General features: G+C 49.0%; 12 protein-coding genes and 1 pseudogene. 11 read left to right on the forward strand and 2 right to left on the reverse strand.

The genetic code is table 11. The features are described from left to right. Positions 1 to 235: 235 nt before the first annotated feature. The 3 genes from EA26_RS13070 to EA26_RS13080 all read left to right on the forward strand — a co-directional run bounded on the left by EA26_RS13070 (position 236) and on the right by EA26_RS13080 (position 3,715). Entirely contained in the window at positions 236 to 574 is a 339-nt protein-coding gene (locus tag EA26_RS13070; protein WP_039428128.1) for a YggL 50S ribosome-binding family protein, read from the forward strand. 1,741 nt (positions 575 to 2,315) lie between these two features. Continuing rightward, positions 2,316 to 3,221: a 30S ribosomal protein S6--L-glutamate ligase gene (rimK, locus tag EA26_RS13075; protein WP_039428130.1), complete on the forward strand. Its 906-nt coding sequence runs from the start codon at positions 2,316 to 2,318 to the stop codon at positions 3,219 to 3,221. Positions 3,222 to 3,286: 65 nt separating this feature from the next. Then, positions 3,287 to 3,715, forward strand: a complete 429-nt coding sequence (locus EA26_RS13080) for an ATP-dependent zinc protease family protein (RefSeq protein WP_039428131.1) — start codon at positions 3,287 to 3,289, stop codon at positions 3,713 to 3,715. Positions 3,716 to 3,741: 26 nt separating this feature from the next. On the opposite strand, the gene EA26_RS13085 is transcribed toward EA26_RS13080, so the two are convergent. Beyond that, on the reverse strand, positions 3,742 to 4,533 hold the full coding sequence (locus EA26_RS13085; protein WP_039428134.1) for an MBL fold metallo-hydrolase: 792 nt from the start codon (positions 4,531 to 4,533) through the stop codon (positions 3,742 to 3,744). Positions 4,534 to 4,767: 234 nt separating this feature from the next. Further along, positions 4,768 to 5,148: a hypothetical protein gene (locus tag EA26_RS13090; RefSeq protein ID WP_039428137.1), complete on the reverse strand. Its 381-nt coding sequence runs from the start codon at positions 5,146 to 5,148 to the stop codon at positions 4,768 to 4,770. A 212-nt stretch (positions 5,149 to 5,360) separates the two neighbouring features. On the opposite strand from EA26_RS13090, the gene EA26_RS13095 reads away from it, so the two are divergent. From EA26_RS13095 to EA26_RS13130, 8 genes and pseudogenes are all read left to right on the forward strand, one after another. Then, a complete protein-coding gene (locus tag EA26_RS13095) occupies positions 5,361 to 5,816 on the forward strand; it encodes a hypothetical protein (RefSeq protein WP_052079755.1) in 456 nt (151 codons plus the stop codon). Between the two features lie 90 nt (positions 5,817 to 5,906). Further along, a complete protein-coding gene (locus EA26_RS13100) occupies positions 5,907 to 7,274 on the forward strand; it encodes a TolC family protein (protein ID WP_039428139.1) in 1,368 nt (455 codons plus the stop codon). A gap of 19 nt (positions 7,275 to 7,293) precedes the next feature. Beyond that, entirely contained in the window at positions 7,294 to 8,997 is a 1,704-nt protein-coding gene (locus EA26_RS13105) for an efflux RND transporter periplasmic adaptor subunit (RefSeq protein WP_039428140.1), read from the forward strand. Next, positions 8,997 to 12,125: an efflux RND transporter permease subunit gene (locus EA26_RS13110; RefSeq protein WP_039428142.1), complete on the forward strand. Its 3,129-nt coding sequence runs from the start codon at positions 8,997 to 8,999 to the stop codon at positions 12,123 to 12,125. Before EA26_RS13105 ends, EA26_RS13110 begins: the two co-directional genes overlap by 1 nt. A gap of 97 nt (positions 12,126 to 12,222) precedes the next feature. Continuing rightward, on the forward strand, positions 12,223 to 12,753 hold the full coding sequence (copI, locus tag EA26_RS13115; RefSeq protein WP_193244123.1) for a copper-resistant cuproprotein CopI: 531 nt from the start codon (positions 12,223 to 12,225) through the stop codon (positions 12,751 to 12,753). A 164-nt stretch (positions 12,754 to 12,917) separates the two neighbouring features. Then, positions 12,918 to 14,372: pseudogene (locus EA26_RS13120) on the forward strand (ATP-binding protein). Next, complete coding sequence (locus EA26_RS13125; protein WP_000821694.1) at positions 14,369 to 15,019, forward strand: response regulator transcription factor; 651 nt, start codon at positions 14,369 to 14,371, stop codon at positions 15,017 to 15,019. Before EA26_RS13120 ends, EA26_RS13125 begins: the two are co-directional and overlap by 4 nt. Next, complete coding sequence (locus tag EA26_RS13130) at positions 15,016 to 15,846, forward strand: DUF2861 family protein (protein ID WP_039428196.1); 831 nt, start codon at positions 15,016 to 15,018, stop codon at positions 15,844 to 15,846. The genes EA26_RS13125 and EA26_RS13130 overlap by 4 nt, the downstream gene beginning before the upstream one ends. Positions 15,847 to 15,921: the final 75 nt, after the last annotated feature.

The following is a 15,921-nucleotide window of genomic DNA, read 5'->3' on the forward strand; positions in this document are numbered from 1 at the left end:
ATTAGAGTTGAGCGGGGAACATCATGAGATAGAAAAATGACAAATTTTGTCTATCTTTATGAAGGTTTGTTTGAATAAATGTTATGAATTAGTCAATTAGAAGCGAATAAGCGCAATAGTCTTTGGTTTCTCGGACAAACAACGTTATAAAGACGCACGCCTGAACAAGCAAAGCATACTCAGTGGTTTTTGCAGTATGGGCTTTTTATCATTACAACCCTAGCGAGAGAACATAATGAAACTAGATAAAGTGGAAAACAAAAACCGTCGTCTTCGCAAAAAACTGTTTTTAGGCGAGTTCGCTATTCTTGGTTTCGAAATCAGCTGTGAAACCGACATCCACGACTTTGATCGCTATGACGTTTTTGTCGATGATTTCATTGATTTCATCGATGCGTTGGGTCTGTGCTTTGGCGGTGGCGGTTTAGAACATTTCGAAGGCTTCATTTGTGCCAAAGAGCGTTACGCGAGCGCGACAGAAGAGCAAAAAGCGCAAGTACTTGAATGGCTAAACGCACGTGCAGAAGTCAAATCGGTTCTAGCAAGCGATCTAGCCGACGCAAACTACTTATAAGATCTATTTAAGATCTTGATACAAACTCGGATTCTGGTGAGATAAAACTGACTAGATGAAGAGATATTTGAGCTGGCAGTTGTGGGGATCACTCGTCCCAATGCCAGCTCGATTTCTTTGGTATAACTAATTTATTGCGGTATTAACTTTACGGTTTACGGTTGTAACTACTTAGCAAGATTTTTTAGATGCATCTTTCACATCTTTCCAATATTGGATACGGATGCGATGAAGCTGAGCTCTTCTCACTTTTCTCATAGCAATCTCCTTAAATTATCTGCCTAAATATAGGCTTATCTATTTTCTCTGAGGTTTATTTGCCTCGATAACATATCGAGTAACCTCGGCTCTGGCTGTGATTGACTTCACAAGATAATGACAAAGCATCAAGAGTTGCAACTCATTTTCTGGACCCTGATGGTACCTATTGTCATGGCACTGACCAATCTACTCAGCTCATATGACAGAAAAATGGCAAATTTGTTCCGTTTTCCTGATGATTAAAACACATACAATTCTCATGCCAGTCCATCCGCCTCATTTTTAGTAACGGCACACCCACTCCGCATTCATCCATCAGCGAGAGTGTGACAGGCGCAGCATCTTTTCCCATAACAATAAAATGGTTAATAACGACTTTTGCCATCGAATTTGTGCGAGATCTCTTACAAGCAATGTAAGCCTTTCTACTATTTTCAGCTAAGACCACAGCCAGTACAAGCCACAACCCATTGTTTTTATATGATTTTCATTCAAATGGTATTTTTTCTCACTAATTATTTTCCACAACAGCAATTGTCAGCGCTACGTAAAAAATCAATACTAGGTTCGTCAACAGGATGTTGGCGGGAACAGGACAAAGCCTAAAGGATTGGGTATCTTCAGGATGAAGATTTGATGACTTAGGATGAGTTATCAGCAAGGAAGTGACACTCTGGGATAGAGTTACGCCCGTCAGGATGACAGGCCAGCAAGGACACCGCTAGGAAGGCGATGTAACAAGGATTAGGTTAAAGGATTTAGCCAATATCATGGATAGATGCAGGGAGCACTATCAGTAGCTGGATTGCTGCGAAAGAGAATAAGCCCCGTCTGGGAAACCAGGCGGGGTTTTATTTTATCCCGCCAGCAAGATAGCTGCACAAAAAGTTGTGTTTTTGCACATTTTCAACCTTCAGTGCTAGAGAACCTTGTCGAGATCGATTAAGTTGCTACCAGTGGTTAATAAACGTTCAAGAAATGAGGTGGGCTGTTTGGCGAGATCGATTACCGACTACGCACTGTCACTCCTATCTAAGAACATAGATAGAAGAAAAAACAATCGCACCAAATGAGTTCCCTCTTCTATTATTACTAAACAGGTAGCGAGCCACTTGTTGCATCATCCGCTTATAAGCTACTTCAGACGGCCAGAAGTCTAATCGGACCAGTTGTAACTCACGCTACCATAACCAATTTTTCTAATATCCGACGCCTTTTTCACTTGACAATCATTAGCCGTAAGGGCTACCACGTTGATAGAATATTTTTGTCCTTACGATGAGTTTTTTTCGTTTTCATCGCTAGTTAAAAAAATCTAAGGTGCGCACCTCAAAAACGATGTGGTGTTCTACCACAATCCTGAATCGTGTGAACGAATGGTTTTTGCCCGCGTTATTTAAGGGGTATGTCACATCATTTAAACCCGTTCGCTTTATTCTTAAATGATTTGAAATTGGTAATGACTTACTAAGGAAATGCCATGCGTATTGCTATTCTTTCTCGTAATGAGAGTCTATATTCCACCACTCGCTTAAAGCAGGCTGGTGAAGCACGTGGACACCAAGTGGATGTCATCGACACGTTGCACTGCTATATGGACATTACGAGCAACAACCCTAAGATTCGCTACAAGGGTGAAGAATTGCCGGAATATGACGCTGTCATTCCACGCATTGGCGCTTCAGTCACCTTCTACGGTACTGCAGTGGTTCGCCAGTTTGAAATGATGGGCACATTCTGTATCAACGAATCGGTTGCCATTAGCCGCTCGCGCGACAAACTGCGTTCTTTGCAGTTGTTATCGCGCAAAGGCATTGGCTTACCACGCACCGGGTTTGCGCATCATCCAGACAACATCCAAGACGTGATCAAAAACGTTGGTGGAGCCCCATTGGTGATCAAGCTTCTTGAAGGCACTCAAGGCATTGGCGTGGTATTGGCTGAAACCAGCAAAGCGGCAGAGAGCGTTATCGAAGCCTTTATGGGCCTCAAAGCCAACATCATGGTGCAAGAGTTTATCGAAGAAGCCAAAGGCGCTGATATTCGCTGTTTTGTGGTAGGGAACAAAGTCATCGCCGCGATGAAGCGTCAAGCGAAAGAGGGTGAGTTCCGCTCCAATCTACACCGTGGTGGAACGGCGCAACTGATTCGTCTGAACAAAGAAGAGCGTGCGACCGCGATTAATGCGGCCAAAGCAATGGGACTGAACCTTTGTGGTGTGGACATTCTCCAGTCGAAAAACGGCCCTGTGGTCATGGAAGTGAACTCTTCTCCTGGCTTAGAAGGGATCGAAAAAGCCACGCAAAAAGACATCGCCGGTATGATCTATGAGTTTATCGAAAAGAACGCGAAGCCGAATGCCAATCGCACACGAGGCAAAGGATAATCATCCGCGGTGAAAGCGAGCCTTTCACTATACTTAAAATTGCGTAGCAAGCTTGGATATATACAATGACTCAGAAATTGATCATCGGAAATACTGAAGCTGTCTGCTTACCAGAGTTAGGGATTACTCACTTAGAGACACGAATTGATACTGGCGCGCAGACTTCTTCTCTGCACGTTGATAATCTGCTTTGCCTGAGAAAGAAAGGCAGAAAGTACGTCGAGTTTGACCTTCATCCTGATGTTTATCATTTGGAAAAAATTGTGCGTTGCAGTGCGCCTCTTAAAGCATGCAGAAAAGTGAAATCTTCCAACGGAACCTTTGAACACCGCTGTGTGATCGAAACCCTGTTACGGATGGGAGACCAAGAGTGGCCGATTGAGATCACCCTTAGTAACCGCCAAGATATGACCTACATGATGTTGTTAGGCCGTCAAGGCATGTCAGATAAAGTCCTCGTGGACCCAAGTCAGTCTCACGTATTAGCCTCTTGAGTTGATAGGAGGAGATTTTCTCCTCCTCACTCTCTTTTACGACCTTTGTTGCTGCCAACAGCAAAACGCCATATCGAACCAACTAACCCTCTCAGCTTAACTTTGGTTACCCGCCAATGTGTTGCTGGGCTGCGCGGTGCGGTATTCAGAATGTGCTGATAAGCAACCTCATCAAATACGACTTGTCCACCATGCGCAGCAAGTAGCTTTTTCGGCTGCATGTCGAACACTCGCTTAAGCGATGTACGATACTTATTGGGATGAAAAACAGGAAAAGGCGCGATCAGATGTTTTTTCACTTCCACCATTAAATCAGCGACATAGAGTATATCTTGCTGAGGATGATAGACCGAGAGGTCGCGATCGGTATGCCCCGGCGTTTCTAAAATTTGCCAATCTTCAAAGCCCGGAATCGCTTGACCGTCACACAAGCGGTAGTCCGGTTTAAGCCGCCTCGAATACCAAAGATTACGCCTTGGCTTTTTTAGTCGATTAGCCATCCAACGTGCTAACGCCAGATCGGTTAAATGCATCAAAAAACCATCCCAGCCGTGATACCAATCGTGCGTTTTGTCAGCCGAAACCAGTTTGCACCCAGTCAAACGTCGCAGAAGATGGGCCCCACCCGCGTGATCCGGATGCATGTGCGTCACCACCACCACTTTAAGGTCGGAGAATGATTTTCCCAACTCGTGCTCAATAAATTGCTTAAGATAGGGAATATCGGCCCGGCTTGCTCCATCCAAGAGCATCAGTTTGTCAGGGTATTCCGCCAAATACATGATCTGGATATAGCCTTGAATTGTATGTAATCTCACCAAAATTTCCCTTTATTGCCTTTAGTTAGGCATTTCATCCATGACCTTATCTGGTCTGACCAATAGCTTAGCAACAAATTTGTACAACGTCAGCTATGCGCCACATTAACGGGGAAATAGTGTGGAGCGAAGTTTAAGGCTCTGCTCTAGAAACAAAAATCCCCCAACCAACGTTGAGGGATTTTTTATTTTTGACCTGAAAAGCGCGTTTAAGCTAACTCATTTCGCTCCGTGTCACTCACTATCCATATCGCAATCGGTACAACTTTGTAGGGCAATTTCGTGTTCGAACACCATTGTCTCGTTACCTTCTGCGGTGAGATCGGCGATTTCAGCCGCGACTTCTTGTTCATCTTCTTCTTCCACTTGATCCACCAGCTCTTCTTCTGAGTAGCCGTAGAAGTTCAGTAACAAGTAATCACGCGCTTCTTCTTTAGTACAAGTCACGTTGACCGCCAGATCAGGTTCCACATTGTCTTGTGCAGTAATTACTGCCACTTGCGCTAACACATCCTCTTTCATCGCTGCCGTTAACCAACCCAGATCCGTGCTAACGGTAGTTTTTTTACAGTTAAAACAAGGCAGTGGATGAAAGTAATATTGGAAATTAGTCATAAGTCATTTCTTCTGTGAGTGTTGAATAGCAGGATTATGCGCGATTTCTCGCAAATTACTATCTCAATAGCGATGGAAAACAGAATTGGGGCTCTGCGGCAAACTCGCGCTAACACGATGATGCAAAACCATCCTTCAGAACGCTTTTCTGCTTGACCTTCCCCTAGGGTTAAGCTTTAAAGTACGGCTATCTTTTTCATTTAAGGCACGACATGCGTTTCTCTTCCGTTCGCATCTTCTGGATATCCATCATCAGCATCTTTGCCATGCTGACCTCTGGTATTGTTTCCAGCGCGCCTTTAATGACTTTTCAGATGCTAGGTACGGCGCAATCTCAAAGTACGGTGCAGTCTCCAATCACAATGACATCCGACTGTGGCATGAGGATGAAGGTGGTTGATCCCCATGCTATGCACTCTGGAAGCCATCACTCGGCAAGCTCTCAAGCCGAAAGCAATCAAGCAGCTAAGACGCCAACCAACCACTGCGCCACAGACGCCCCATCGATACACAATTGCTGCACTGCGGCTTGTGCCAGTGTCTTTGCGTTTTTGCCTCAAACTGCGCACTCCTTACCTGCCTCTTATCACATGGCGCTGATCCCTCGTGAATCCGCGGCTTGGTCTATTGAAAGACAGCAATCTCTCTATCGCCCACCAATAGTGTAATCCGATCATCAATATGTCGTGTCACAAGCTCTAACGAGCTGTGGTGTGTATTTTCACGTCGCTTTTTGACGTGCAGATTGGATTATAAAAATGAAACCAAGCTTATTGGCGCTGTGTATCAGCGTTTGTGCTCTGGTTGCAACTCCGGTGATGGCGCAGTCTTCAACTACCACATCAGGTCAGTTGCTCTCACAGAGCGATCCTTTAACCCTGCTGATTGAACAGGCTCTGGCGAATGACGCCAGCCGCAAGCAGATTTTTGCCCAATCACAAGCCATGCGGGAAAGTGGCGTTGCAGCCTCTACCTTGATGGATCCCAAACTGAAAGTGGGCTTTGGTGGTTTACCTGTCGATAGCTTTAAGTTCGACGAAGACCCAATGACCAACATTTCTGTCGGCCTAATGCAGCAATTTGAACGTGGTTCTACTCTTGAATTGCAAAGTAGAAAGGCATCACAACAAGCAGATGGAATGGCTTTGCAAGTGGCAGCGCGAGAGCGCGAAGTGGCCAATGGCATCACCCAACTCTGGCTGGAGCTCGGCTATCAACAGCAAGCAGAGCGCGTTCTGCTTGAAAATCAGCGCTTAATGCGTGAGCTAGAAAGTTTCATTAGCACCAACTATTCGATTGGTAAGAGTGAAGCCCAGGACCTGATCAATGCACAGTTGCAAGTCAGCCAATTAGAAGAAAAGCTGCAAGCCAACCAGCAGATGCAACGCCGCATTCTGGCAAAAATGTCTGAATGGCTCGGCAGCGAATGGCTGTATCAACAACGCGATCTCAAAGCGAGTAACCAACTCAATTGGGATTCGTTAGAGCGTTTATTATCGGCGTCATCCACTACTCAGCATTTTTCAATGTTGGCCCAACATCCGATGGTGCAAATGGCCAACGCCAATATTGCGGTCAGCCAAACGCAAGTAGAGCTTGCCGAGCAATCTTACACCCCTCAATTTGGTGTCGAAGTAATGTATGCCTACCGCCAAGCCAACAATATGAAGGGGGAACCCGCCTCCGATCTGGTTAGCGCGTATCTCACGATGGATATCCCACTGTTTACCGGGAATCGTCAAGACCGAGCGCACGCTGCGGCCCAATATCAGGTGGGTGCGGCTCAGTCGCAAAAAGATCTCCTCCTGGCGCAGATGAACGCCAAAGTGAACGCGTTATTGGTGGATAGAAGCAATCTCGAACAGCGCCTTGAACGCTACCAAAATACCTTGCTTGAACAAGCCAAAGCGCGCACCAAAGCCGTTGAGCGGGGCTACCAAAACAGCACTGCACAATTTAACGACGTGATCGCCGCTACAAGAGATGAATTGGCAGTGGAGTTGGAGTCGCAGCGCCTTCTCACCGACCTTAATCAAGTGAACAGTAATCTTGCGATGTTGCTTGGCGGCTTCACCTATACCGTCACCCAACCCGAACTCGCTGATATTGACGCGAATCGTCGCTAATTTGCCAAGGAATGACAGAATGAAATCACTACAAATCGCAACGGTTACCCTACTGATTGGCGCTGTACTCGGTTTTACGGCTAACCAATATTTCAATGGTCATGATATGAGTGCCATGGCTGCTACCGACAACAAAGCAAGTCATGAGCCGCTGTATTGGGTTGCGCCAATGGACCCAAATTACAAACGCGATAAACCCGGCAAGTCACCTATGGGTATGGATCTCATTCCCGTCTATGCCGACGATCTCGCTGGGGCAAACGACAAGCCCAGAACGGTGAAGATCGACCCTTCAGTTGAAAACAACCTAGGGGTAAAAACGGCCGCAGTCGAACTGGCCAAGCTATCACCACGCATCGAAACCGTGGGTTACATAGCGTTTGACGAAAGCCAGCTGTGGCAGACCAACGTGCGTGTGTCTGGCTGGGTGGAAAAACTGTATATCAACGCCGTGGGTGAGCAGGTGAAAAAGGGCGATGTTCTCTTTACCCTCTACTCTCCTGAACTGGTCAAAGCGCAAGAAGAACTGCTCAATGCCAAACGCACTGGCCGTGATGGGCTGGTGAAAGGCGCGACAGAGCGATTACTTTCTTTGGGCGTCGACCGCGAGCAGATCAACCAAGTGATTCGACGTGGTAAAGCATCACAAACCATCGAGATCAAAGCGCTCGCTAATGGCGTTATCGCCAGTCTCAACATTCGCGAGGGTGGTTATTTATCACCCGCACAGGCGGTCATCAGCGCCGGCCCTCTCAATGAAGTGTGGGTAGATGCGGAAGTGTTCGAGCGACAAGCACACTGGTTAACTAATGGTAGCCAAGCGAGCATGACGTTGGATGCACTGCCCGGCAAAGCTTGGCAAGGTGAGGTCGACTACGTTTACCCAATTCTTGATCCGAAAACACGCACATTACGCATGCGTCTTAAGTTTGCCAACCCAAATGGTGAACTCAAACCAAACATGTTCGCCAACATTACCTTGCAGCCCGTCAGCGACTCCGAAGTGCTCACTGTACCAAAATCTTCGGTGATCCGCTCAGGTGGCATGACGCGCGTGGTTTTGGCGGAAGGTGAGGGCAAATACCGCTCAGCACGCATCGAAACCGGCCGAGAAGCCGATGACAAAGTGGAAGTGCTCCAAGGCTTAAACCAAGGGGATCGCATTGTCACCTCTGCGCACTTTATGCTTGATTCGGAATCGAGCCAAAGCGCTGACCTCTCTCGTATTAATGGTGTTGAAGCGCCAGCAGAAACCGCGTGGGCCAAAGGTGAAATCACCGATCTTATGGTCGAACACGGCATGTTAACCATTAACCACCAGCCTGTACCAGAGTGGAACTGGCCCGGCATGACGATGAATTTCAACGCCGCGCAAGGGGTGGATTTAACGGGTCTTACCAAAGGACAAGCCATCGAATTCGAAATGCAAAAAAACGACGACGGCCAATACCAAATCGTCGCTATCAAGGCAGACAACAGCGTCATGGCGTCTGAAGTTTGGCTCAGTGGGGATATCTCCATGTTGATGGCGGATTTTGGCATGGTCACGCTGAGTCACCTTCCCGTTACAGAGTGGAACTGGCAAGCAGGCGAAATCAACTTCTCTGTGGGTGACGAAATCAACTTGTCGGGCTTTGAGGAGGGACAAAAAGTGCGCTTTCTAGTCGCCAAAGAAGGCTCTGACTACCAGTTGAAACAGCTTGAAGCGATGGGAGGTCAATAATGATAGCAGCGATCATTCGTTGGTCTCTCAACAACCGTTTTCTGGTGTTGATAGCCACGCTATTTCTTACCCTCGGCGGGCTGTACAGCGTTAAAAACACGCCCGTCGATGCGCTTCCCGATCTCTCTGATGTGCAGGTGATCATCAAAACCAGTTACCCAGGTCAAGCGCCGCAGGTCGTGGAAGATCAAGTTACCTACCCACTCACCACCGCCATGTTAGCGGTGCCGGGTGCTGAAACAGTGCGCGGTTACTCGTTTTTTGGTGATTCCTACGTCTACATCATCTTCAACGATAAAACCGACATGTATTGGGCGCGCTCGCGCGTTTTGGAGTATTTAAGCCAAGTGGCGCCAAAACTGCCACCCAATGCCAAGCCGACACTCGGCCCCGATGCGACAGGTGTGGGCTGGATTTACAGCTACGTGCTGCAAGACAAAACAGGTAAGCATGATTTAGCTCAGCTACGAAGCCTACAGGACTGGTTCCTAAAGTATGAGCTGCAAACCGTCGAAGGGGTGTCGGAAGTCGCCACCGTTGGCGGCATGGTCAAACAATACCAAGTGCAGATCGATCCTGCGAAATTGCGTGCTTACAACTTAACGTTGCAGCAAATCAACATGGCGATTCAAAACGGCAACCAAGAAACGGGCGCCTCAGTAATTGAGGTGGCAGAAGCCGAGCATATGGTGCGCACCACAGGCTATCTCAGCAGCGTTGAGGATATTCAGTCCCTACCGCTTAAAGTGACCGATAAAGGCACACCACTGCTCCTCGGTGACATTGCTGATATCAATATTGGCCCACAAATGCGCCGCGGCATCTCTGAATTTAATGGTGAAGGGGAAGCCGTGGGTGGCGTGATCGTGATGCGTTTTGGCGAGAACGCCAGCCAAGTGATCGACAACGTCAAAGCGAAACTGGCAGACCTGCAACGCAGCCTACCAGAAGGCGTGGAAATCGTGTCGACCTACGATCGCTCGACCCTGATCAATGCGGCGGTTGAGAATCTTTGGAAAAAACTCGCCGAAGAGTTCATTGTGGTGGCAGTGGTCTGTGCGCTGTTTTTGTTCCACATTCGTTCATCCTTAGTCATCGCACTGAGCCTCCCTGTCGGTATTCTCTCCGCCTTTATTGTCATGCACTGGCAAGGAATTAACGCCAATATCATGTCTCTCGGTGGCATCGCCATTGCGATTGGGGCCATGGTGGATGGGGCGATCGTAATGATCGAAAACGTCCACAAGCACATTGAACGCACACCGCTTACGGATAAAAACCGCTGGCAAGTGATTGGTAAAGCGGCCGAAGAAGTCGGCGCACCGCTGTTCTTCTCACTGCTTATCATTACGTTAAGCTTTGTGCCCGTGTTCGCTCTTGAAGGTCAAGAAGGCAAAATGTTCTCGCCACTTGCCTTCACCAAAACCTACGCAATGGCGGCGGCAGCGGGTCTAGCGATTACACTTGTACCCGTGCTCATGGGGTACTTTATTCGTGGTAACGTACTGCCTGAACACAAAAACCCAGTCAACAAAGGGTTGGTTTCGCTCTATCGCCCACTACTGAGTTTAAGTCTGAAATACCCGAAATCGATGATTGTACTGGCGTTGGGACTGATGGCCTCGGCTTACTATCCAACCAGTAAATTAGGCAGTGAATTTATCCCGCCATTGGATGAAGGCGACTTGATGTACATGCCAACCACCTATCCGGGCATTTCCATCGGTAAAGCGCGTGAGCTCTTGCAACAAACCAACAAGCTGATCAAAACCGTACCGGAAGTGGAAACGGTGTGGGGAAAAATTGGCCGTGCCGATACCGCAACCGATCCCGCGCCACTGACGATGATCGAGGCGGTTATTCAGCTCAAACCGCGCGACCAATGGCGTGAAGGCGTAACGACAGAATCACTTCGCAAGGAGTTTGATAACCTTGTTCAGTTCCCGGGCTTAACCAACGCATGGGTGATGCCCATCAAAACCCGCATCGACATGCTTGCCACAGGCATCAAAACACCGATCGGAATTAAGATCGCCGGTCCTGATTTGAAAGTGATCGAGCAGATCGGCTCACAACTCGAACCGATCCTCAAAGGCGTGCAAGGCACCGCGTCTGTTTACGCTGAGCGTGTTGCGGGTGGACGTTATGTCACCATCGACATCAAACGTAAAGCGGCAGCACGTTACGGTTTGAGTATTAAAGATGTTCAACAAGTGATTTCCACCGCGGTTGGCGGCATGAACGTGGGAGAAACCATTGAAGGTCTGGAACGTTACCCCATCAATGTGCGTTATCCACAAGACTACCGTGATTCCGTGGTCAAACTGCAAAACCTACCACTGGTAACGCCCAACGGAGCACGCATTGCACTCGCCGACGTGGCAGACATTCGCTATGAAGATGGCCCTCCGATGATCAAAACCGAAAACGCACGTCCAAACGGCTGGGTGTTTGTCGATATTGATGGTCGCGATTTGGGTTCTTACGTACAAGAAGCGCAAAGCGTGGTGGCGGAGCAACTTGAACTTCCCGCAGGCTATTCACTCGCTTGGTCTGGTCAGTATGAATATATGGAACGCGCTAAAGAGCGGCTCAGTGTGGTGGTGCCAATTACGCTGGCCATCATCATGCTGCTGTTGTACTTCAGCTTCCGTCGCGTTGGCGAAGTACTGATTATCATGGCGACACTCCCTCTGGCGATGGTGGGCGGACTGTGGCTGATGCATTACCTCGGTTACAACTTCTCCATTGCGGTGGGGGTCGGCTTTATCGCACTGGCCGGAGTGGCGGTGGAAATCGGCGTCATCATGCTCGTCTACCTCAACCAAGCGTGGCATTACAAAAAGCTTCACGCTGAAGAAAACAAGCAGGCGCTTAAGCCACAAGATCTCACCGACGCGATCCGCGAAGGCGCTGGTTTACGTGTACGCCCTGTCATGATGACAGTGCTAACGGTGATCATTGGCCTTATCCCAATCATGTACGGTGAAGGCACGGGCTCTGAAGTGATGCAGCGTATCGCGGCCCCAATGATTGGTGGCATGGCTTCAGCACTTCTGCTAACGCTGTTGGTTCTCCCTGCCATCTTTAAGTTATGGAAGAGCGCCGAATTGACCAAAACCGAATAAAAAATCAGGGGCAGTGCTTGCTTACTGCCCCTTAGCAAAACAATCAACAACAGAAAACAAAAGAACACGACTTAAAAAGGAAACCACCATGAACAAGATGACAAAAACACTGATTGCAGCCGCACTGACTTTCTCTGCCACCGCAGTATTGGCCAACACCATGGATCACTCCAAAATGGACCATTCTAAGATGGATCATGGAAAAGTGGACCACAGCAAAATGGATCACTCATCGATGATGGGTATGGAAGGCATGTCTGACGTTGGCATGCCAGCAAAAGGGGCGAAGCCGGATAAAGTGGTGCACGTAATTTTGAGCGATGACATGAAGATCACCTTCAAAAAAGAAGTGACGATTGAGCCAAACGACGTGGTGCAGTTCGTTGTGATGAACACAGGCAAAATTGACCATGAGTTTTCGATTGGCTCCGCGGCTGAGCAGTTAAAACACCGCGAAATGATGAAACAAATGGGAAATCACACTCATGACAGTGGCAGCACCGTGACGGTTCAACCAGGCAAAGCCAAACAGCTGTTGTGGCATTTCCATGGCGATAACAAAGTCGAGTTTGCCTGTAACATCCCAGGCCACGCCGAAGCGGGTATGGTGAAAAGCATCGAGTTATAGGCGCATCGTTTTACTTTTAACCAATCGAGCGGCGGATATCTTCCTTAATGTGAACAATCTGCCGCTCGTTTTGCTCTGAATGACACATTTGTTGACATAGAGATTACAAATCTCCGTCTTGAGACACTACTATTGGCATGAACCCCATTCTAAGTGTTTAGATCATGACCTTGCTGCTGACTCACCGCTGGTTAAGCCTCTTACTGTGTAGCTTATGGGCAGTGCCCGCACTGGCCAATATTGACCTGCCTGAAACTCAGCGCTGGTCGATTTTTTATCGCGCAGCGCTTGAGCAGCAAAGCACGCCACTGGTGGCGAGCCAAACCCTCAATCAATACCCGTTTGCGCTACTCAGCAGTCACAGTCAATATCCTGATTTTACTCAATATACGTGGCAAGACATCGCAGATTTAGCCGCCACGGCCAAGCAGTGCCAGCCGCTAAACTCCTCTTCACCGTATTTGGCGAAAGCGGTCGAATTTGAGTTGGCGTTATGTCGCCAAACGCCGCTCGGCGCAGAGTGGTTTCAGCGTGTTGCGTGGCAACATCCGGCGGGAGGCAGCTACGCAGATCGCTATATTGAACACTTACCGGATTCAGAACAGGCAAGCTTTGCTTCGACGCATCCAACACGTTTTACTTTGGCGAGCCGCTATCATCCGTTGCATGCCTTGTGGCAACGACCGGGCGCTGCCGGAGTGGATGCACTGCTCAACGGTTTTCGCCTTTATCTTGCGCCAAATGATGAGCTGTGACTAAGCAGCGAAGCGGGCTGGCATGTGCTTTCGAGCGTGCAGTGGCGCGCACTCACCGCACCACTGCCATTCACACTTGAGCCTTATCAAGCGCAAAAGCCTTGCGATGAGCGTTACAGTAACCTCTGCTTTAATCAGCGTGTTAGCAATCATGCGTTGCTGTATAGCGGTTTGGTGATCGGCGTGTTGCTTGCGTTTGGCGCTGCGCTGCGTTCACTTTGGCTGCGCTATCAAGAAGGGCGCGAGCGGCGCTTTATTTTGCAACTGCTGACTCACGAACTGCGCACGCCCATCACCAGTTTAGGGTTTACCGTCGAATCACTACGCAGCCAATTTGATGAGTTATCCCCCAAGGCGCAAGAGAGCTTATGGCGATTAATGGCCGATCATCAGCGGCTAGCGCAGTTGAGCGAGACCAGTCGCCACTACTTAAGCCCAAGCCACGACAGCATGGCGCGCCATCCAGCGCAGTTGAGTGACTTCATCGAGCATTGTATCGAGGGCTTTGAGGTTGAGCTTCATCTCAAACACGACTCAATACTGGCACTACCTTATTACTGGCTTGGACTGTGCGTCACCAACTTACTCAGCAATGCCAAGCAGCATGGCGCGCCGCCCATTCGCCTTACGGTGAGTGTGGTTGCACAAACGCTGCGCATTGAAGTGGAAGATTGCGGTGAATTTCCCTCTTTCTACCAACGTCTGTGCAAACGACTTTCGAGGCATCAAGACACTCACTCTCGCCCAAACACAGATAACATGGGCGTTAGCTTACAGTTGGTGCGAAAACTCATCACCCAAATGGGCGGCAAACTTGTGATCCGTCGTCATCCAACCCGTTGTATTTTGGAGCTGCCGCTATGAAGCGTATTTTGCTGATTGAAGATGACACCTTACTCGGCCAAGGTCTGCGCGATTATCTGCATGATCATGGTTATGCATGCGAGTGGGTAACGCAGAGCCAACAGGTCGAAAAGCACTGGTTCAGTACCGATCTGGTGATTTTGGATCGGCAATTACACGATGGTGACAGCTTGAAACATCTGCCGCACTGGTTGATGCTCAAAGCCCTGCCGGTGATCGTACTGACCGCCAAAATTGAAGTGGAGCAACGGATTGAAGGGCTCAAAGCTGGCGCGAAAGATTATGTGCTCAAACCCTTTTCCCACCAAGAGTTGCTGGCACGTATCGAAGCGCAACTGCGCCCACTCGGCAGTAGCGTACTCAGCTACGCGGATATTGTGGTCGATGTGGCTAATCGATCTGTGCTGCATAACCAAACGCCGGTTGAGCTCAAACCGAAAGAGTTTCAACTGCTGTTGATGCTATTGCAAAATCCGGGGCGCGTTTATCACCGTGATGAGCTGCTCAATCTTATTTGGGGTTATCAATATTTCCCAACCACACGCACCGTGGATAACCACATTTTGCATTTGCGGCAAAAACTGCCACAACTGGATATCGAGACCCTGCGCGGCGTGGGTTATCGCCTCAAAGGAGCCTCCGTATGATCTGCGCCTCTTTTCGCAATCACGTTACGCAACTTGGTATGCTCAGCGCGTTAGTAGGCGGCGCCGCGATAGCGGAAACGCCGCCAAGCCCCACCCATGCTTGGTTTCGCACCACACCGCTGCAAAGCAGTTACCAGCTATTGGTTGAGGGGCATCCCACGCAAGCGTGGCACGAGCTCATCCACACACTTTCTACCACACCTGTAGCCGAGCCTTTTTGGCAACCAATTAAAGAGGCCATTCTCAGTCAAACCCAATGCGGACAAGCACTGCCAAGCACATCGACTAACGATCTTTCGATTGCGGTGACTTTTATTCATAAGTTCAATCAGACCTTCCAAGGCTACCAAGTGAGGCTGAGCGCCGAAAACCTCACCCAGCCGCTGGCGGTGCGTCTGGCTTCTGCGCAAGGTGCAACCTTGTTAGCAGCAGAGCTTGTGCCGGCCGATTACGCCGAAGTGGAAAGTCGCGATCTGCTTTCGCCGTATGCCGCAGGTGTCTATTGGCTCAAGCTGGGCGAGCAGCGCATGGCGCTGCTGATTTCGGCCCCTTCCAGCACACCGTGGATTGAACAATCCAGCGCGGCCGATCTCACTATCCGCTTCCCCGCCACGCCTTCAGGCTGCGCATCGTCACTGGCTCGTTGGCAATTTTTTGATCAAAATTTTACCCTGCTGCACTCACAAACCGTCAACCGTGATCAGCCTCCTGCCCCACCCTCAGCGCCTTCTCAAGCGCGCTGGCGTAGCCTCAGCGTTATCCAAAGTGAATACCAAGGCACCATTCGCGTGGAGCAAATGCAGCGCCTGACGATACCGATTGACTAAACCACCTTTCACTTTGTTCAGGCAAAAGAGGGAAAGACATACTGGTGACAAAACCTATCGATAGACAAGGTTAAA

The organism is Vibrio navarrensis, assembly GCF_000764325.1.
Taxonomy (GTDB): Bacteria; Pseudomonadota; Gammaproteobacteria; order Enterobacterales; family Vibrionaceae; genus Vibrio; species Vibrio navarrensis.

Coding starts and splice junctions, on each gene's coding strand:
- EA26_RS13130 (WP_039428196.1), top strand. CDS start 15,016: ATGATCTGCGCCTCTTTTCGCAATCACGTTACGCAACTTGGTATGCTC.
- EA26_RS13070 (WP_039428128.1), top strand. CDS start 236: ATGAAACTAGATAAAGTGGAAAACAAAAACCGTCGTCTTCGCAAAAAA.
- EA26_RS13110 (WP_039428142.1), top strand. CDS start 8,997: ATGATAGCAGCGATCATTCGTTGGTCTCTCAACAACCGTTTTCTGGTG.
- EA26_RS13080 (WP_039428131.1), top strand. CDS start 3,287: ATGACTCAGAAATTGATCATCGGAAATACTGAAGCTGTCTGCTTACCA.
- EA26_RS13090 (WP_039428137.1), bottom strand. CDS start 5,148: ATGACTAATTTCCAATATTACTTTCATCCACTGCCTTGTTTTAACTGT.
- EA26_RS13105 (WP_039428140.1), top strand. CDS start 7,294: ATGAAATCACTACAAATCGCAACGGTTACCCTACTGATTGGCGCTGTA.
- EA26_RS13125 (WP_000821694.1), top strand. CDS start 14,369: ATGAAGCGTATTTTGCTGATTGAAGATGACACCTTACTCGGCCAAGGT.
- copI (WP_193244123.1), top strand. CDS start 12,223: ATGACAAAAACACTGATTGCAGCCGCACTGACTTTCTCTGCCACCGCA.
- EA26_RS13095 (WP_052079755.1), top strand. CDS start 5,361: ATGCGTTTCTCTTCCGTTCGCATCTTCTGGATATCCATCATCAGCATC.
- EA26_RS13100 (WP_039428139.1), top strand. CDS start 5,907: ATGAAACCAAGCTTATTGGCGCTGTGTATCAGCGTTTGTGCTCTGGTT.
- rimK (WP_039428130.1), top strand. CDS start 2,316: ATGCGTATTGCTATTCTTTCTCGTAATGAGAGTCTATATTCCACCACT.